This window comes from Iningainema tapete BLCC-T55 (assembly GCF_014698965.1).
In the GTDB taxonomy this organism is placed as follows: Bacteria; Cyanobacteriota; Cyanobacteriia; order Cyanobacteriales; family Nostocaceae; genus Iningainema; species Iningainema tapete.
Map to the genome: position 1 here is coordinate 1 of NZ_JACXAE010000121.1, position 20,030 is coordinate 20,030.

Annotated in this window: 11 protein-coding genes and 2 pseudogenes; 6 read left to right on the top strand and 7 right to left on the bottom strand. The window is 42.0% G+C overall.

From position 1 onward, the window contains the following. Nucleotides 1–254, bottom strand: a pseudogene (locus ICL16_RS40315) (DUF5372 family protein); the annotation flags it as partial. A 17-nt stretch (nt 255–271) separates the two neighbouring features. Here ICL16_RS40315 and ICL16_RS40320 point away from each other — a divergent pair. The 3 genes and pseudogenes from ICL16_RS40320 to ICL16_RS40330 all read left to right on the top strand — a co-directional run bounded on the left by ICL16_RS40320 (nt 272) and on the right by ICL16_RS40330 (nt 2,646). After that, nucleotides 272–1,498 carry a reverse transcriptase domain-containing protein gene (locus ICL16_RS40320; RefSeq protein WP_190837442.1) on the top strand — a complete coding sequence of 409 codons (1,227 nt, stop codon included), beginning with the start codon at nt 272–274 and terminating at the stop codon, nt 1,496–1,498. A gap of 87 nt (nt 1,499–1,585) precedes the next feature. Then, nucleotides 1,586–2,248, top strand: a pseudogene (locus tag ICL16_RS40325) (DUF2887 domain-containing protein); the annotation flags it as partial. An 83-nt stretch (nt 2,249–2,331) separates the two neighbouring features. Next, the gene (locus ICL16_RS40330) at nt 2,332–2,646 is read left to right on the top strand and encodes a DUF2087 domain-containing protein (protein WP_190837444.1); all 315 of its coding nucleotides are present in this window, start codon (nt 2,332–2,334) and stop codon (nt 2,644–2,646) included. Nucleotides 2,647–2,677: 31 nt separating this feature from the next. Here the strand turns inward: ICL16_RS40330 and ICL16_RS40335 are convergent, their stop codons facing one another. Together ICL16_RS40335 and ICL16_RS40340 are read right to left on the bottom strand one after the other, a co-directional pair. Beyond that, nucleotides 2,678–3,724, bottom strand: a complete 1,047-nt coding sequence (locus ICL16_RS40335) for a glutathione S-transferase family protein (protein ID WP_190837446.1) — start codon at nt 3,722–3,724, stop codon at nt 2,678–2,680. Between the two features lie 199 nt (nt 3,725–3,923). Further along, the gene (locus ICL16_RS40340) at nt 3,924–5,879 is read right to left on the bottom strand and encodes a caspase family protein (RefSeq protein ID WP_190837449.1); all 1,956 of its coding nucleotides are present in this window, start codon (nt 5,877–5,879) and stop codon (nt 3,924–3,926) included. A gap of 377 nt (nt 5,880–6,256) precedes the next feature. Here ICL16_RS40340 and ICL16_RS40345 point away from each other — a divergent pair, with 377 nt between their 5' ends. After that, nucleotides 6,257–7,237, top strand: coding sequence for an acetamidase/formamidase family protein (locus ICL16_RS40345; RefSeq protein WP_190837452.1), 981 nt, complete (start codon nt 6,257–6,259; stop codon nt 7,235–7,237). On the opposite strand, the gene ICL16_RS40350 is transcribed toward ICL16_RS40345, so the two are convergent. Both ICL16_RS40350 and ICL16_RS40355 read right to left on the bottom strand, forming a co-directional pair. Beyond that, nucleotides 7,174–8,169: a 2-dehydropantoate 2-reductase gene (locus ICL16_RS40350; protein WP_190837454.1), complete on the bottom strand. Its 996-nt coding sequence runs from the start codon at nt 8,167–8,169 to the stop codon at nt 7,174–7,176. The genes ICL16_RS40345 and ICL16_RS40350 overlap by 64 nt on opposite strands. Before the next feature lie 3 nt (nt 8,170–8,172). Then, nucleotides 8,173–9,675, bottom strand: a complete 1,503-nt coding sequence (locus ICL16_RS40355) for an acyl--CoA ligase (protein WP_190837456.1) — start codon at nt 9,673–9,675, stop codon at nt 8,173–8,175. A gap of 168 nt (nt 9,676–9,843) precedes the next feature. Here ICL16_RS40355 and ICL16_RS40360 point away from each other — a divergent pair, with 168 nt between their 5' ends. Further along, a complete protein-coding gene (locus ICL16_RS40360; protein ID WP_190837458.1) occupies nt 9,844–10,983 on the top strand; it encodes a BMP family ABC transporter substrate-binding protein in 1,140 nt (379 codons plus the stop codon). Between the two features lie 487 nt (nt 10,984–11,470). Here ICL16_RS40360 and ICL16_RS40365 read toward each other — a convergent pair whose 3' ends face one another. Continuing rightward, complete coding sequence (locus tag ICL16_RS40365; RefSeq protein ID WP_190837460.1) at nt 11,471–12,259, bottom strand: DUF928 domain-containing protein; 789 nt, start codon at nt 12,257–12,259, stop codon at nt 11,471–11,473. Then, complete coding sequence (locus ICL16_RS40370; RefSeq protein WP_190837462.1) at nt 12,241–14,754, bottom strand: CHASE2 domain-containing protein; 2,514 nt, start codon at nt 14,752–14,754, stop codon at nt 12,241–12,243. The genes ICL16_RS40365 and ICL16_RS40370 overlap by 19 nt, the downstream gene beginning before the upstream one ends. A gap of 495 nt (nt 14,755–15,249) precedes the next feature. Between ICL16_RS40370 and ICL16_RS40375 the strand changes: the two genes are divergently transcribed. Beyond that, nucleotides 15,250–19,998: an nSTAND1 domain-containing NTPase gene (locus ICL16_RS40375; protein ID WP_190837464.1), complete on the top strand. Its 4,749-nt coding sequence runs from the start codon at nt 15,250–15,252 to the stop codon at nt 19,996–19,998. Nucleotides 19,999–20,030 lie beyond the last annotated feature (32 nt).

Here is a 20,030-nt window from a genome sequence, read left to right on the forward strand (position 1 = left end):
ACTTTTTGCGAGCGTGCCGCCACCCATTCACTTAAGCGCAGCAATTTCTGGGGTAAAAACTTTCCGACTGTTTGGGCGGTACAAGCTGGTTGTGTCCATAAGTCAGTTTCCGATGCCGGAACAGACAAAAATCCTCCCAATGGACTTTCTACAGTTACTATCGTCTGTTGCCCAACTTTACGAATTTGCTTTATGACAACAGACTGACCGTACAACGGGTGGATGGGATTAATGATGGTGACACTATTTCCCAAAAGAGACTTGAAGTTATGTGCAGTCTTATTATATCGTCCCAACTATTGCAGACAGGGCGTGGCAAGCCATCGCCAAATACGCACTAGAACCAGCGCATGAAGCCACATTCCATGCTCAAAGTTACGGATTTAGAACGGGGCGCTCTGCTCATGATGCCCAAAAACAGATTTTTCAAAATCTTAACTCTCATTCTCACGGCATCAATAAAAGAATCCTCGAACTGGACATAGAAAAGTGTTTCGACAGGATAAATCACTCCACCATCATGTCTAACTTGATTGCCCCACTCGGGCTAAAACTGGGGATATTTAGATGCCTCAAAGCAGGAGTAAACCCGGAATTTCCAGAACAAGGTACATGTCAGGGTGGCGTGGTGAGTCCCCTACTAGCAAATATCGCTCTCAACGGCATAGAAGATATACACAAATATCACGTCAAAAGAGGACTTAAAATCACAGCTAAGACCCAATCAAAGGATATTGTCAACGCCTGTGTCCGATACGCCGATGATATGGTATTCTTCCTCAGACCAGAAGACGACGAACAAGAAATACTTGACCACATCAGCCAATTCCTAGCACAAAGAGGACTAAAGGTCAGTGAAAGAAAGACTTTGTTAACCGCTTCGACAGATGGATTTGACTTTCTCGGTTGGCGGTTCTACGTCCAACAAAACGGAAAACTTAAAAGTGTTCCCTCTGAGGAAAACTACAAAGCATTCCGTATGAAGGTAAAAAAAATCGTCAATAGCTCGAACTATGGCGCTAGGGTAAAAGCCCAAAAGCTTTCCCCAATAGTCAGAGGATGGCGAAACTACCATCGGTTCTGTAAGATGGACGGCTCTAAATGGAACCTGTACCACATACAATACAGAGCCTTTAAGGTGTTCAATAAGGAAACTAAACAAAACCTTGAATCTAGTCAGAAGTTGCTAGATATTGCGTTTCCATCGGTTCCTTACTCCGAAAATCGTCATACCAAAGTCAAAGGAAATAAATCCCCCTTTGATGGAGATTTGGTTTACTGGAGCCAACGCAACAGCAAACTCTATGACGGTGAAACATCTTCTGCACTAAAACGGCAAAACCATACATGTGCAGCTTGCGGTTTAAAGTTTCTGTCCGATGAAAGAGTCCACCTCCATCATCAGGATGAAAACCATGCTAACTGGCGCAAGGAAAATCTCATCGCAATTCACGAGAGTTGTCATGATTACCTACACATGAGCAAAGCGAAAAGCTAAGAATATCGGGAGCCGGATGTAATTAAAGTTACAAGTCCGGAACTAACAGAGAGGTGCGGGGCATAATAGCCCCCATCGACTCTACCCGAACAACTTTATGAACGGATCATTGCGGAATCTTCATTATATTTTTACCGCAATCGCGCTCGATTTAGTGACTGGCAAGTGGTGATCGTTTATCCGTCACGTAGTCTCGAACAAAGCGACATTTATCCCCATCGGGGATTTCTCAACAGCGAACAAGTGCATAGAGTGTATTTGGATGAATTGGGGAATATTCGCTCGTTACCTCTGTGGGTGGCACTAATGGTACTAACGACAGTTAAGGAAGAACAAGCTCCAGCGGAAGCTAAGTATTTGTTAACTAGAACTCAGCAAGAAGTATCTCCACCGATGAGTCAAGCCATAATTGAATTAGTGACGACGATTATGGTTTACAAATTTGAACATCTCAGCCGAAGGGAAGTAGAGTCTATGTTAGATATCACATTACAGCAAACAAGAGTTTACCGCGAAATCAAGGAAGAAGGACGCGAGGAAGGACACAAGGAAGGACGCGAGGAAGGACGTGAAGTGATGGCTAAAGCTATTTCTGGACTGCTAACTAAGCGCCTTGGAGAAATTCCAGAGCAAATGCGTCGGAAAATTTCTGGTTTATCATTATCTGTTCTGGAAGATTTGAGCGAAGCGTTGTTAGATTTTACGAGCGTGGCTGATTTACAAGCTTGGCTAGAAGCGCTGAAGAATTAGACTCAGCAGTGCGGCTACATCGATTTGAGCGCTCGCATAATATACCATCATCTAAAAAAGTGCAAGTACATTAGGTACAGAATATGGGAATCACATCTGAGCTATGGGAAGAAAAAGTACTCAAAAATTATCTTGATGGTTTACAGTTGACAAAGATTCCAGCTTCTCGCAAAAAACGCTTGGTCGTACTGAGGTGGTTGGTGAGAAAATTTGAGCTAGAAGTGACTTATACCGAACGCCAAATTAACGAAATTATTGCCCGTCATCACAGTGACTACGCGACGTTACGACGAGAGTTAATCGGTTATCAAATGATGGAGCGAGAAAATGGTATGTACTGGCGTAACCGGGCAGCACTTTGGAAGTGCGAAACTGAAATCACCAGCAGATCTTCTTAGTACGTAGTTGCGCTTTAGCGCTAAAGCGCAACTACGTATCTTTACGCATATTTCCGCGCTCATGAGGTTCTTTGAGATACATCATATCAGGACCAGAGGGAATAATCCCACCTGGATTGAGCGGAAACAAGTTACCATAGTAGTCTTGCTTCACGCTTTCTAAATCGCAGGTGTCAGCAACACCGGGCAGTTGATACAACTCTCGTAGGTAGCCTGATAAATTTTGATAGTCTTGAATTCGGCGACGATTGCATTTGAATAGCCCGTAGTAGGCAGTATCAAAGCGAAATAAAGTTGTGAACAGACGAACATCTGCTAGTGTCAGAGTATCTCCACAAAGGTATCTGCTGGAAGAAAGTGCGGCGTCAATCTCATCTAGAGTTGCAAATAGTTCTTCACTGACTTGATTGTAAGCGAATTGAGTTTGGGCAAAGCCGCAACGGTATACTCCGTTATTTACAGAGTGGTAAATTTTCTCATTCCACCAGTCAATTTTCTCTTTGAGTTCTTCAGGGTAAAGATTTACATTGGGATGCTGGGCAAACTCGTTGAATTCGTTCAACATCACGATAATTTCTGCACTCTCGTTATTAACGATGGTCTTTGTTTGATTGTCCCACAACACTGGAACTGTAGAACGTCCAGTATAACCTGGTTTTGCCAGTTGATACAGTTGGGCTAGGGAGCGACAACCTTCTTTTTCTTCGTTGAATACCCAACCTCCTTCTAAGGGAGAAGGAGATACAATAGATACCGATATTGCTTCTTCGAGTCCTTTGAGCGCTCTGACGACAAGAGTACGATGCGCCCAAGGGCAGCTAAGTCCAATTATGAGATTGTAGCGCCCTTTTACTGCTGGGTAGGGGTTGTTTTGTTCGTTGCTAATGGAGTTCCTAAATTGGCTGTTGGGACGAATGTACTCTCCTGACTTGTTGCGGGGGGCAAGTTTTGACATCATCATGTGCCAAAGAGTTGTCCAAACAAATTTTCCCAGCCAGATGATGAGCTTGGGAGGTAGTGATTTGCCCTTCTTATTCCAATTTGTTTGATTTTTGTTGACTGATGATGAGTGTAACATGATTTTTGTGGTAATCGCACTTTAAATCATTCTAACAATTCCCCGTTTTTCAAGAGTGATAATACTTGTAAAATACTTCGGCTTGCATATGCGTACCTATGATATGATCAAGACATCAATACGGAAGCAATAGTTATTAGCTATTAGTAGTCTTCACTCTTATTTTCACATTTCGTCTATGATTGCTATAGATAAAAAACTAACTCAACTTACAAAACGCCCCTAATTTCACAAAATTTTCTAATAGCGGCGAGAAAATAAAAGAAATTATCAAAATTACCAAGCCTGTAATAATCGGGTAAAAATTCCTATGTATTATGTCATGAATTAGAAAATTAATCGTACTGTTATTTTGGCAAAAAAATTGAGAATATTCTTGTTTGCGCCAACGTTTAGATAGCGTCTTAGCCGTTTTTGCTATCGCTTCTTCATACATAAAAAAGCCACGAAAGATGAATAAGAAAGCAAGCGTAAAAGAGAAATAAGCCCAAAGTGTTGCTGATTTTCCTGTAGAGGTTAACGGTAAGCTTCCGATCGCCCACTCAAATCCAAAAAGTTTCGCAAAGGATAGAAATACTCTTAAGTAGCGCGAAAGCTGCTCTGAAAACAAACTGCGAAAATCTTGAAATTGCTCATTAATAGAATCTTTATTAGAAATTAGGCTGAGATTATTCGTATATTTATTTTGAACTTGTTTGAGTAAAATTAAATCTTTTACTTCTGCATAAATTCCTACTACAAAAGTAACTCCCGTTCCAACAAAATTAATTAATGCATATGGTAAATACCATAAATAGGAGAGTTTATAAATTTTTAAGCATTGAGAATCAATACATTTATAATCATTAGCAAAGTTTAATGGTCCACGCCCAAGGATATACCAGACGACTAATATAGATAAAAAAGCACTAATTAAAAATATTAAAAATCGTGCCAAATTTCTAAAAAAACGGATGCTGTGAACTTGCGTTCTAGTAGAGAAGCCAAATATTTCTAGGGTTTCCGCTTCAAAGATATTTCCAATAACATCTGAGCCAAAAGTAATTCCCATTACGCCACGGATTGATTCAATTGGAAACCCATAAACGACGTAGCATTGATCGGGAAATGAAGTTGAATATAATTGATAATAACAACCAAAAACCGAGCCAACACTTACGATGATTAAGGTTAATATTAACACGGCTTTGCTCTTGCTCAAGTTTTGAGCATCAAAATGAACAGTTATATTTTCATTTTTTATTTGAGCATCCGCGTAGCTGTTATCTTTATTTAATATTTTTTCAGTCAGCGGGTTCACAGTTGGTAGTGCAATGACCAGCTCACCTCCTTCATCTAAGTAGAAAGATCCGAAGTCTGGAGTTTGCGATGACTTCGTTGCTTGAGCAACTTGTTGTTGCACAAATAAACCCAGTTCTCTAGCAGTTACAATACTGTTATCATCTGTGTCCGCTTCTCTAGTGCGCAAACCATTAATCAAATGACCTGTGAATAATGAATGCCCGTAAATTGGACCATTCCCATCTAGAGCAACTTGATCCCCAAGGGCAGAGGTAATGATTTTTCGGCTTCGACGTTTGTAAAGATCTTGCTCGTAACGCCATTTTCCTTCATGTCGGTAACGCTGTTTGGCATTTCCTAATGCACAACCGCTATGGCAAGCGTCAATAATCACGAGGATATGCTTTGCAGGTAGTTCAGCAATACATCCTAGCCATTCACTAAGTCGAATATAACTGCTCCAAGCTTTGTACTGTGCATCGACAGGAACAATGTAACCAATTTCTATTGTTTCAGAACACTCGTCGATTACTTTTTTCTGAGTACACCCATGACCTGCAAAGAACAACAGTAGACTGTCATCATTGTTCAAAACACTAGGCAGTTGGTCTTCAACTAAAGCATCAATCGCATCTTTCGTTGCATCCCGATCAAATAACGGTTGCACTAATGTTATAAAGTTAAATTCGTTTATCAAAACTTCTTGAATCTTGCGAGCATCATTAACTGCATTGCTTAAGCGATCAAAATGCTCATATTCATTGATTCCAATCACAACCACCACTAATCGTCCCTGTTTGACTGGACTAGGTACTGTGTCTATAGAAATCCGTTTAGGTTCTCGAGTAGATGCTTTGCTTGTTTGCTGAGTCATTGTTTCATCTTGGTAGAAGTTAGTTGTTCTTTGATTTGGTGAAATCTCACAACAACATCGCGATCGCTTCTGTCATCAAGCCTAAAAACACTCGATAAATCCTCTTGCATACACTTGACCAAAATCTTTTGATAAATTACGAATTAAGCATCGGCGCGTCTTTATTGCATAAATACTCGTAGTGGTCCTTAACTTTTAACTGTTGACTGTCAACTGTCATCAGCCACAACGAATTAATCTGCAATTTTATGGAGTACAGCTTATTTTAAGCTTCACAACCAGTGACTCATATTCCGCAACTCAAAGCGAACTATAAGTTCTTCAGCAAAAAATCAGCTTTGATAAGTGATAATACTTGTAAAATTACTACCATCGCGATGACTCACCATATTCTCAAAGCCTCTAAGCAAACGGTGCATTTAGGTGGTTTCTCCCACCTTTTAGAACCTGCTTTAATTGTTGATTCCGGTGACACAATAGATGTTGAAACTTACACTGGTTATTATCTTTACAAACAAGCGCCACCAGAGTTTACCCCGCCGGAATTTCTGGAAATTTGCGAAAATCTAGCTCCCGAAAGAAAAGTAGGTGCGGGACCACATTTATTAACAGGACCTATACATGTACGGAACGCGCAACCTGGGGATGTTTTAGAGGTAAAATTAGAAACTATCCACCCAAGCTTACCCGTAGGCTTTAACGCTATACGTGCAGGGTGGGGAGCGTTACCACATCAGTTTAATCAACCTGCTTTAAGGTTCATTCCCCTCGATTTAGAAAATAACTTCGCTGAATTTCCTACAGGTAGTGGGATTAAAATTCCTCTTAAACCATTTTTTGGCATCCTGGGAGTTGCGACGCCAGAACACGATCGCAATTCTGTTCCTCCTGGTTGTTATGGTGGTAATATTGACAACAAAGAACTGCTTGCAGGTTCGAGAGTTTTCTTGCCTGTTTTTGTCCCTGGAGCATTATTTTCGATTGGTGATGGACATTCGGCACAGGGAGATGGTGAAGTTAATGTCACGGCGATTGAAACTTCCATGAATGGTACTATTCAATTAAAATTGCACAAGGATTTGCACCTGAGATCACCAATTGCTGAGACTCCTAGCGATATTATCACAATGGGGTTTGGGCAAACTTTAGATGAAGCTTTAGAAATGGCGTTAAAAAACACGATAGATTTTTTAACCAGCTGCACAAATTTGTCGCCAGAAGATGCCTACGTATTGTGTAGTTTAGCTGTAAATTTTCGCATCACTCAAGTTGTCAATCTTCCTCAAAAAGGCGTTCATGGAGTTTTACCAAAGTCAATTTTACCCATCTCGTTTTCTAACAACTTCATACTGGCATAGATAGCATCAATGTGAGGAGTGGGAGTGTGAGTTAGTCTTCCTAATTCTGCTACAGCACCAACAATAGCATCTACTTCTGTCGGACGACAAGCTTCAATATCCTGTAGCATTGAAGTTTTGTGCGCTCCAACTTTCTGCGCACCTTCAATCCGCTGTTCTAAAGTGATGCCAAAATCTATACCTAGTTTATAGGCGATCGCACTTGCTTCTGTCATCATCTGCCTTGCTAATTCACGAGTCAGAGGGTATTGGCAAATCTGCTCTAGGGTGGCACGGGTGAGGGCGCTGATGGGATTAAATGCCAAGTTCCCCCATAACTTAACCCACATGTCAGTGCGGATTTGAGTGCGTATGGGTGCTTTTAATCCTGCCGATTTCAGAGTTTGTGCTAAAATCTGAATGCGTTCGGTTTTAGAAGCATCTATTTCACCTAAACTGAAGCGCTCGCCCTCAATGTGTCTAATTACACCTGGTTCAACTATCTCTGTTGCTGGGTAAACGACACAACCAATGACCCGCTCAGCACCAATATGAGCTTCAATTGTACCATCGGGATCTACTGACTCAATGCGAGTTCCCTCATACTCGCCGCCTGATGAGCGAAAGTACCACCAAGGAATGCCATTTTGGGCTGTCACCACCATTGTATCAGGTTGATAAAGACAGGGGAGGCTAGGAGCGATCGCCGCCACACTATTTGCTTTAAGTGCCAAAATCACTACATCCTGTGGTTCTACTTGACTTATATCATTTGTGGCAAATGCCGTCGCTATGTGAGTCGCTCCATCCGCCTCGATCAGTTTTAGCCCATTTTTTTGAATTGCTTCAAGATGAACACCACGAGCAATCAGCGTAACATCATTTCCAGACAGAGCCAACTTTGCGCCCAAATAACCACCAATAGCACCCGCGCCAACAATACAGATTTTCATCAATCACTCCCCAATTTTCAGCAATTTTGCCATAGAAAGTCTTTGCAGCTTCCCTGTCGCCCCACGAGGTAGCTCATCCAAGATGTGGATTTGGTGAGGGACTTTGAAATCTGCTAGCATGGTTGAGCAGTGAGCCAACAGTTCCTTTTCGCTGACTTGATCCTTAAGAACAACAGCAGCGTGAATATCTTCTCCCAAGGATTTATGTGGTACGGCAAAGGCAAGGGCTTCAGCAACTGCAGGATGGCGTAGGAGTACATCATCAACCTCTAGTGGAGAAATTTTTTCCCCTCCTCGGTTAACCAATTCCTTAATTCTGCCAGTGAGGCGGAGATAGCCGTCAGAATCTATTGTGCCTTGATCCCCTGTGCGGAACCAACCGTTAACAAAAGCAGTTGCATTAGCTTGGGGATTATTCTCATAGCCATCAATCACAGAGGGTCCTTTTACCACGACTTCGCCCAAGCTTTCTTGCGGTAGTAAATTGCCATCTTCGTCCATAATACCAACTTCTACACCAAAACCGTAGCCAACAGTACCTGGTTTACGTACTTTGGGCGGTAAGGGATTAGTCGCCATCAAGTGAGCAGCTTCAGTCATGCTGTAAGATTCCACTACTGGGGCATTGAAAGTCGCCTCCATCTGTGCGATAATTACTGGAGGCAGGGGAGCGCTGCTAGAGCGAATGAAGCGGAAAGGGTTTGCTTTCACAATGGCTTCATTGCGACTGGCTCGTGCTAGGATGGCTTGGTGCATGGTAGGGGCGGCTGAATACCAACTTATTTGGTATAAATCTACCAGTTTCCAGAAATTGAGAGCATTAAAACCATCGGGTGTGACGAGGGTTCCACCAGATGCCATTGTTGCCAGTAGACACCCCACTAGCCCATGTATGTGGAACAAAGGCATTAAACACAGTGTTGTGTCAACTGCTGACAGAGAGTAGGCTTGAACGATATTCTGAGCAGAAGCAATTAGGTTACGATGCCGAATCGGAACTCGCTTGGGACGACTGGTAGTACCGCTAGTATGGAGAATCATCGCCACATCATCCAAGTCGGGATCTTGATGGCTGGGGGTTTCTACTGGCAGTAATTTCCCGGTCACTAATTCAAAGTTGATTGTACCATTATCTCTTACCCTAGCATAGATTCTGAGCAGATCGGGTGAAGCTGCGGCAATTGCTGGTTCTGGTACATTAGGTAGGGTAATCAGCGCTTTGGCTTGAGTATCTTCGTAGTAGAAGGCAAATTCTTCAAGTTTGTATTTTGGATTCAGTGGGCAAGCAGTGCCACATAAGGTAGTAGCAAGAAAGGTAAGTACCATCGGTATCCCGTTAGACATGGCAATGGCGATGCGATCGCTCGGTTGCAAACCAAAACTGTTGAGTTGGGATACCAGTTCGACAACGTTTGCACGCAAGTGCTGATAGGTTAGCGTTGTTCCCTCAGGTGTAACTAAGGCTGGATGATTGTCTTCCCCTGCTAAAAGCTCAAATATGTTCATTGAAGGTCTATCTTTATTACTGATGCTAATAATCCCTAACCGAATTGTATTCAAAAGCTGTGGCAATTTAGCGGCGTTTTAGTTTATCTTAGAGAGCAAAAAGTTAATTGTCAAAGAGTATTTTTCATTACTCCTAGCTACTCATTAATTAATTTATACAAAATCAGTATGGAGCGACGTAAGTTTATAAAATATGGCACTTTAGCCGGAACTAGCTTTACATTTGCTGGTTGTAACGCGAAAAAATCTGATCCACAAAGTGTAGTATCACCCGGTGCATCACCCATAGTAGCAAATGAACCAATCAAGGTAGGATTTGTTTATGTCAGACCAGTGGGTGATTTTGGCTGGACTTATGCCCATGATTTAGGTCGTAGAGAAATGGAGGCTAACCTTCAAAATAAGGTGAAAACTACTTTTGTCGAAAATGTTAACGCAGGTGCTGATGCGGAAAGAGTAATTCGCCAGTTGGCATTGGATGGGAACAAGTTAATTTTTACAACTTCTTTTGACTACATGAACCCAACGATTAAAGTAGCAAAAGATTTTCCCAATGTGTTTTTTGAACATTGTACAGGATACAAACGTGTGCAGAATGTCGGCACTTATTTGGGACGCTTTGAAGAACCTCGCTACTTAACTGGGATGATTGCTGGTAAAATGACGAAAACAAACGTGATTGGTTTTATCGGGGCATTCCCAATTCCGGAAGTAATTCGTGGGATAGGTGCGTTTACACAAGGATTGCGGGCGACTAATCCGCAGGCAACTGTTAAGGTGATTTGGGTACAAAGTTGGTATAATCCACCTAAAGAAAGAGAAGCCGCCCAAGCTTTGGCAAATTTGGGTGCAGATGTCCTCACGCAGCATACTGATTCTGCTGCTGCTGTTCAATTGGCAGATGAAAAAGGTATTTATGCTTTTGGTTGTAATACTGATATGAGTAAGTATGGACCAAAGGCTCATTTAACGTCAGCAATTAATAAGTGGGGTAAGTTTTATACAGATAAAGTTTTGGCTGTGATTAATGGTAGTTGGAAGTCTGAGAATGTTTGGTATGGGATTGCTCGGGAAATGGTAGATATTTCTGCTTTGAATCAAGTGATTCCTGAAGATGTTCAGCAATTGGTGATGGCAAAGCGTGAGGAGTTTGTGAAGGGAACTGCTCATCCTTTTGATGGTCCTGTGCGGGATCAAAAGGGTGTGTTACGGGTTTCTCCAGGTAAGGTTTTGGATGATAAGGGACAGTTAGGGATGGATTGGTATGTTGAAGGAATTGAAGGTTCGATTCCAAAGGCAAGGACTTAGAAGTTGAACCGCAGATGTCAGAAAAAAGAGGTCTATCTTTTAAATTCTATGCGATCGCGATCAATTACCACTTTATAATCTCCATAAAAATTCTGTCCCAAAAGTCCGGGTTCTTTTTCTGATCCACCAATAAATACTGCTACATCATCAGCTTTGATTCCACCAGCTTCTATCGAATTAACATATATTTAGAAAATACAGCACTTTGCTTATAAATTGAGTACACCGTCATTCGCCCTCTCCACTCCACAAAATGAAGATAAATAGACATAGCAGTAGAGACGTTCCGGCGGAACGTCTCTACCAAAATTCTGAATAATGCACAATTAAATTCGGTCGATGTCTATAGCAATCCTATTTGATTTACAAATTCTAGGAGGCTCAGATCTCCGACTTCGTAAAAGTTGTCGGGGATCTTGTGTTTACGAATGATTTAGGATTGCTATATTTACTTGGTAATCTCAAAACAACCAAGCTTCTTGAAGCGTTATTTTTGTGAAATGTTACTTTCAGTCAGAGGCGCAGCTGCAAGTTCTACTAAACCCACAGACTTTAACAAATTAGTCCAATCTTGAACTAAAGTGCGATCGTCTGGATTACTGCGACGGAGTTCAACTAAATTAGTCACAGCATCATACCAAAGATTATGATCAGCAAAAACACTGTACTGCTTTGATTTTGCTACATTTAACTGTTGTTGTAGTTTAGGATTGAGCGCTAAACGTTGTAGCCATGCATCTACAAAGAAATACTCCGATTTATTTTGCGGTTCACCACAAAAAACTCGAAAAAACCAATGATAATTTGTGTTTTGCTTCAGAGCATATTGTGGCTGGGACGGTAAACTAACACCCATCACTCCTTGTCCCGTCAAAGTAATAGATGTACGGTAAATATCTTTACCTTCTTTATCCTGTAACACAAACTCCGCCGCACGTACATTTTTTGGTAACTCAGGAACATAAACCCAAAAAGTTGGGTACTCAGCAACTGTTGCGCCGAAAAAAGAGTCGTTGTTATATTTATCACCAGGAACTAAAGCTGTGAGTGACGTTTTTAATTCTGGACATCCTTCACGACGACTTGTCCCGCCCCGACGACGACCTCTAGGCTCACCTTCATCTGGAAATTTTTGGGCTAAATATTTTGGTGTATTTACATTGTCCTGGTGTGCTCTACGTGCTTCCACTCCTCTTGGGTAAGCAAGAATAACGAATAGCAAACAGATAACACCAGCAAATTTTATCTGCCTTTGAGCTAACTTGTTTTTGCCCATAATTTAGCGTCCATTTTCTTGCTATTAGTTACCACAGGTCGCGGTAGTACCTTGAGGACAACCGCACTAAACATTAATCCCAACGCCGATGGTACTAGTGGTATCCACCCTGCTTGAATAAATATACCAAAGCAGATACTAAAAAGCGCCAAAATCGCGATGAAAATAGATAATCCTAAATACAATGGCTGGTGTAAACGCCATGCAATAATTCCTCCCAAAATTGACCACACCCATACCCAAAGTACTTCCATCCACGTGGAATACCACCACACCAATGGACGACGATTTAGCACAGCACTAATAATTTGGCTAATCATGTGTGCTTGTACAAACACACCTGATATTTGCCTTTCGTTGTCTAATGCATTAAAGCTGTACGGGGTTTCCCAATTATCAGAACTGCTAGGAGCAGTGACACCAATGAGAACGATCCGATTCTTCAATGACTCCAATAACTCTGGTTTAATCTGAGCATTTAAAAATTCTCTCAGAGATATTTGAGTAGCAATTTTTTCCGCATTGGGTAGAGAACGGTAATTAAGTAGTATTTGATAACCCGATGCATCCACTCCTTGGTATCCACCAGAGTGAGATGTTAATTGCTCAAACACAACATCGCCAATTTGTAAGTTACCTTGTTGGTTAATTTTTGGTGTAATGCCTTGTGTTTCTAGGTAGCGTTTTGCTAGTTGATAACTAAAAGCATATTGTGCGACACAAGGAGACTGGAGTGGCGGCGTTAGATGTATAAGTTGGCGACGGGCAGCGCTATCAGCATCAGCAACAAAATCGCTAAAACCTAAGCGTTCTTCGGGAACTTCAGGCGGAGGGAGGATGCCATCTGGTGCGCCATCTCCGGGAGCCGAAACTTTACACACAGCAAATAGGCGCTCGTCTTGCCGCATACGAGTAGCTAAAGAAGGATATTTGGGATTAACAGCAAAATCATGATAAATATCTATACCAATGGCTTTTGGTTGATATTGATCGAGTTTTTGCAAAAGTTGTGCTAAAGCCTCGTCTGATAGTGAAGAGCGCATATTCATATTCTTTTGATGTTGATACTGAATATCTGCTTCATCAATTGTGACGATTAACAGACGAGGATCAAGCTTTTCATTTCTTGGGCGCAGGTGTACTAAATGATCGTAAGCTTGCAACTCCCAAGGTTGTAACATTCCTAAATAACGTAATGCCATCACAAAAGTTACTACAAGTACTGTTATGAAGAGAATTTGCCCACATTGCTTGCAGGTAATCAAGAAATTATTAATGAAATTTTGTTGTCTTCTTCTTGGAGGATGCTCTTCCCGGTTACGTTCCTTGGTGCTTCTAATTCCTACTCGACGAACTTCTAAGCGCTCTGAGTTGATACGCCCAACAGTGGTTCCTATTGCTTGCTCTTGTTGCCAAACCATTGGGACTTCGGCTGGGTTCTGGCAAATTACTGGTAACCACGTTGCGCAAGGATATTCCACTTCTAGCCCTTGCAATCTTTCTCGTCCAGAACGTACTGCCGTGTACAATGATTGCCCAGTCGAAAATTCTGTTAAAAAATACTTTAAAAATTCTTGAGCTACCACATCAGGTACAGGCTCTCGCATAACAATTACTTGAGGAATATGCAATTCCTGTAGCTGTTGGGCTAGTCCTAAACTATCACAAGAGTTGAAAATTGCTAGTTTTAACCCATTATTAATGGCGCGTTTAAGAGCATACTTTAATTGCTCCAAGGATATCTCGTCTGTTTGATTTAGTTGAAGACAAGCTTTTTCATCACTTGAACTATGACCAGCAAAAAACAGAATATCCCATCTTTTTCGCCAAAGTATATCATGGAATTTTTCTAATTTTGGCTCTACTAAAAATTCTATTTCTGCCTCGGTTGATAATTGCTCTAAAAAATTTCTATCTTTACTAATATCTATTCCTTGACTATTACCAAATACTGCTAGTATTCTAATTTTCTCTGTATAAATAACATTTAATTGTGTTTTGCGATACTCCGAGGCACTTAATGCTACTTCCGCTTTGGGATAATCCTCAAATAAATTCCATAGATGCCAAGGTAGTCGCCGCAATAAGTTATCGTTGGTTTCAATGAGTAGACGAATTTCTTCAGATGGTTTTAACTGTGTGCGTAATTGCTGGTCAATCTTCCGAAACTCTGGTATATTTAGCCATGCATTGATTCTTTGGGATAACTGCTGACACAAATCATTCAAATCAACTTCAGAAACATGGGTGACAAAAGCTTCTTCAATTTCAAAATCATCAATGTCAACTTCTTGGCGTAAAGTTAAACGCTGATAGTATGCTGAATAGAGCGAGCGCCACTTTCGGTATAGTTCCGCAATTTCTGGTGCTGGTGGTAAACTTGCTGTAAATTTCATGTGATACGGGTTGTCAGCTTTCCCGATCTGTGCTGTGACAACGGGAAAACCATCATATAGGTTTCCTTGACCTAAACTTAAAACTACTACCCTACCCATGCGCTTTCATAGAACACTTGTTTTTTATAAATGTTTCTGTATACAGGTTCAACTAATATTTTATTAATATATATGGTTTTTCCGAACACATTTTAACACCATTTATTACCAATCAATTTAAGAATCTTCTTCTATCTAAATAGGGTTGACAAATTAAGATTATTATGTATATGACATAATGTTTAGCCATGAACTTCAGTTCATGGCTTATAGCTGAAGTCCGTTAAAACGGACTCAGAAAGTTACGCAGTCAGTTGGTTGTATACAGTAGTATGATCGCTCTCGAAATTAATTTGTTGAGCGAGTGCATAAGTAGATTTCACTTTCACCTAATAAAAATAAGAAAGGAAATCAATAATCTTTCGTCTAACTTTACTTGAGGGCAAAGAAGAAAATTATGTGTACTACGACTGTGTGAGCGCTACCGCGAGGTTGTTCAAGGGCTAATGATCACAATGTTAAACTAAACTATCGGCACTTCAAGGCGTGTATCTAATGAGTAAATCTGTTGCAATCAACCTGGGATGTGGTGATTTGAACAATGGTTTTCCCAGAGTGACGGCTCAATTGTGGGTAGCAGGTTCTCCTTTGCCAGAGCAATTTATTGGTAGCTTACCTGCAGCACCGTATTTGGTAGAACTACAGAGAAATTGGCAATCAATTTATTATAACTTGTGCGATCGCCAGATGCTACGCTCTTGGGAAGATGAAGACGATGATCAACTGGAAATTGAAGAAGTTGGTTTAACCAACGTCTCGGTCTTCAGTTTTAATGATTTATCTCAACAATTACAACAAGGTATGAATCAGTGGCTCAATTGTGCAGAATTTTTTCAGATTGAGCGCCAACTGCGATCGCAACTCAAACCCACCGAAGAAATTAGAGTAATTATTGAAACCAACGAAGGATTGCTCAGACAATTACCCTGGCATCGTTGGAATTTTTGCCAAGATTATCCTAGAGCAGAAATAGCTCTTGCTCAACTAGAGTATAAAAACACCCGCACATTAGAAAAACCATCTAGCCATAAAGTTAGAATTTTAGCTATTTTGGGCAATAGCCAAGGCATTGACTTGGAAGCTGAAACTAAATTTCTCAATTCCTTACCTGATGCAGAAATAGTAGAGCTTGTCAACCCTATAAGGCAGGAATTAAACACACAACTTTGGGACGCTAGAGGCTGGGACATTCTTTTTTTTGCAGGGCATAGTCAAAGCGAAGGTACAACAGGCAGAATTTACATTAATGAGAACGAGACAAATAACAGTTTAACCATTGAACAATTAGAGGAAGCACTCAAAGCATCGGTAGAAAAAGGTTTAAGCATCGCAATTTTTAATTCCTGTGATGGGCTGGGATTGGCATCGGCTTTGGAGAAATTACACATTCCCACGATGATTGTCATGCGCGAACCAGTGCCAAATATTGTGGCACAGGAATTTTTTGTACATTTTATGCAAGCGTTTGCAGTTGAGCGACAATCATTTTATCTAGCAGTTCAACGTTCTCGCAGAAAGCTACAAGGTTTAGAAGATGATTTTCCCGGTGCTTCTTGGTTACCTGTAATTTGCCAAAACCCAGCAATAGAACCCCCCACTTGGCTGAAGTTGGGCGGGATTCCACCTTGTCCCTATCGCGGTTTATTTGCGTTTCGAGAAGAAGATGCACACCTATTCTTTGGTAGGGAACAGTTCCAAACGGAATTAGTGAAGGCGGTGAAAAGAAAGCCAATAGTTGCCGTAGTTGGTGCTAGTGGAAGTGGTAAATCTAGTGTAGTGTTTGCTGGATTAGTTCCGCAGTTACGCCAAGATCCAAATATTCAATGGCAAATAGTCTCATTTCGCCCTGGTTATAATCCCATTGACGCATTGGCAAGAGCGATCGCTCCCTTGGATGGGGGGAGTAGGGGAGTAGGGGAGCAGGGGAGTAGGGGAGTAGGGGAGCACCGCATCGCAGAACTAGAATTAGAAATAGCAATTAAGCAAGATAAAAAAGTATTATATAAAGTTATAGAAAAGCACGTACAGCAGTTTGGCACGCGCTTAGTATTAATAGTGGATCAATTTGAAGAACTTTACACACTTAGTGTCGAGTCAGAACGCCAACCATTCCTAGACGCCTTGCTAACTGCTTGTAACGCTCCCGCATTTACCCTAGTTACTACCTTAAGAGCCGACTTTTTCGGACATGCCCTTTCTTATCGCCCCTTCAGTGATGCGTTACAGGGAGCAGTACTCAACTTAGGACCAATGAGTACTGAGGAATTGCGCAATGCAATTGAAAAACCAGCAGCACAAATGCAGGTGGGGTTAGAAAAGGAGTTGACAAATACACTAATTAGTGCAGTAGAAGAACAGTCAGGCAGTTTACCGTTGTTAGAGTTTGCCTTGACTCAACTGTGGTCAAAACAGCAATATGGATTACTGACAAATCAAGCATACGCGGAAATTGGCGGAGTAGAGGAGGCATTGGCTAATCATGCAGAAGCGGTTTACACTCAACTCGATGAGGAGAATAGAGCCAGAACTCAGCGCGTGTTTATGCAGTTAGTGCGTTTAGGGGAAGAGACAGAACCTACTCGTAGGTTAGCAACTCGCGATGAGGTAAACTCAGAAAATTGGGATTTGGTGACGCGCTTAGCATCAAACCGTTTAGTAGTGACTAATCGTAACTCTTCTGGTGAAGAAACAGTGGAAATTGTTCATGAGGCGCTGATTAGAAGTTGGGGACGCCTAGAGCAATGGATACAAGTTGATGGTGAATTTCGCCGTTGGCAAGAGCAGTTGCGCACAGCAATGCGTCAATGGGAAAATAGCGATCGCGATGAAGGAGGGCTGTTGCGTGGAAAGCCTTTGGCAGATGCAGAATATTGGCAGCATCAACGCTTAGATGAACTAAGTGCTGGGGAAAGGAGTTTTATACAGCTGGGTTTGGAATTGCGCGATCGGGAACTTAAAAATCAACAGCGCAGACAAAAACTTACGATCTCAGGACTTGCCACTGGCTTGGTAATAGCTCTGAGTTTAGCAGGCGTAGCTTGGTGGCAATCGCACAAAGCGAACATTAACGAAATTGAAGCACTGACAAAATCTTCTGAAGCACTGTTTGCTTCTAATAATAGATTGGACGCGCTGTTAGATGCCATCAAAGCCGAGCAAAAACTAAAGACAGTGGGTGGAGTAGGTGCAGATATCAAGGCTAGAGTTGATTCACTGCTAAGGAAAGCAATTTACGGAGCAGTTGAACATAACCGCCTTTCGGGACATAACGGTGCTATTTGGGCAGTGGCATTTAGCCCAAACCCCCCAATCCCCCGACTTTCGGGGGGCTATGGGGGGATCATTGCGACCTCTAGTGACGATAAAACTGTGAAACTGTGGCAGCGAGACGGTAATTTGCTGGCTACTCTCAATGGTCATAGTCAGGCAGTTTACGGAGTTGCATTTAGCCCAACTCTCGGAAATTCGGGAAGCTATAAGGGGATCATAGCCACAGCAAGTGGTGATCAAACTGTGAAACTGTGGCAGCCCAATGGGCAGTTAGTACGCACTCTTAAAGGTCATAGCGACGTAGTTTATGGAGTAGCGTTTAGTCCTGATGGTAAGATTCTGGCTACTGCAAGTGGTGATCAAACAGTACGACTTTGGAAAGTTAGTGATGGCACATTGCTTACCACTCTCAATGGTCATAACTTTAGGGTAAACGCAGTAGCTTTTAGCCCTGATGGTAATACAATCGCCTCAGCAAGTGCGGACAAGACAATTAAACTGTGGAATTCGGATGGGCGGCTGCGTGGCACTCTTAATGGTCATAAAGATACAGTGAGCGCAGTAGCTTTTAGCCCTGATGGTAAGACAATTGCTTCGACAAGTTGGGACCTGACGGTGAACTTGTGGAGAGCCAGCGATGGACGGTTGCTACGTACTCTTAATGGGCATAGCGATCGCTTATATGGAGTTGCATTCAGTCCTGATAGTAAGATAATTGCCTCGACTAGTTGGGACAGAACAGTTAAACTTTGGCGGCTTGATGGAACATTGATCAACACTTTCATTGGACATGACGATTTTGTTTCGTCCGTAGCATTTAGCCCCGACGGTAAGACAATTGCCTCGGCAAGTGGTGACAAAACCGTTAAACTCTGGAAGCTTGATAATACTTTACTCACTACTCTTAATGATCATAGCGCTGGAGTTAACGCAGTTGCCTTTAGCCCACAAGGTAACATCATTGCCACGGGGACTGAGGACAATAAAATTCAACTGTGGAAACCCGATGGGCTATTGCTTAGGATCTTGAATAGTCATAGAGCGAGAGTTTGGGGGGTAGCATTCAGTCCTGACGGTCAAAAAATTGCTTCGGCAAGTAGCGACACAACAGTTAAACTGTGGAATGTGGATGGGCGGTTGCTACGCACTTTGAATGGACATAGCTATGGAGTTAACGCAGTAGCATTCAGCTCTGACGGTGAGAAGATTGCCACAGGAAGTGACGACAGAACAGTTAAAATCTGGAGAGTTAGCGATGGTGAGCCAGCGCTGTTCGCGCAGCGTCCCGCAGGGAAGACGGGTTTCCCGTCGCAGGCGACTGACGAACCCCGTTCGCGTAGCGTCTCCGTCAGGAGAAGGGGCAAATTAATCACCACTCTTAATGGTCATGGTAGTGAAATTTGGGGAGTAGCGTTCAGTCATGATGGTCAAATGATTGCCTCGGCAAGTAGCGACAAAACAGTGAAAATTTGGCAGCCGGATGGGCGGTTGCTACATACTCTCAACGGTCATAGCGATGGGGTGAAAGCAGTAGCATTCAGTCCCGATGGTGAAATGATTGCCACTGGAAGTAAAGATAAGACAGTGAAACTCTGGAAGAGCGATGGTACATTAATAACTACCCTCAATGGTCATAACGGTGCTGTTTGGGGAGTGGCATTCAGCCCCGACGGTAAAATGATTGCGACCTCTAGTAATGACAAAACAGTAAAACTCTGGAAGCGTAATGGTACATTACTTACCACTATCAATGGTCATAGCAAACCAGTTTGGGGAGTAGCCTTTAGTCCCGACGGTAAGACAATCGTCTCCGCAAGTGAAGATAAAACAGCGATTTTATGGAAGTTGGATCGTGTTTTAGATCAAAATCAACTACTAGCCTACAGTTGTAATTGGGTCAGCGATTATCTGAAAACGAATACACAGGTACAGAAGAGCGATCGCGATCTCTGTGCTGGAGTAAAAACTCAATAACGCAAGGACACTTTGACTTTACTATAAAAATA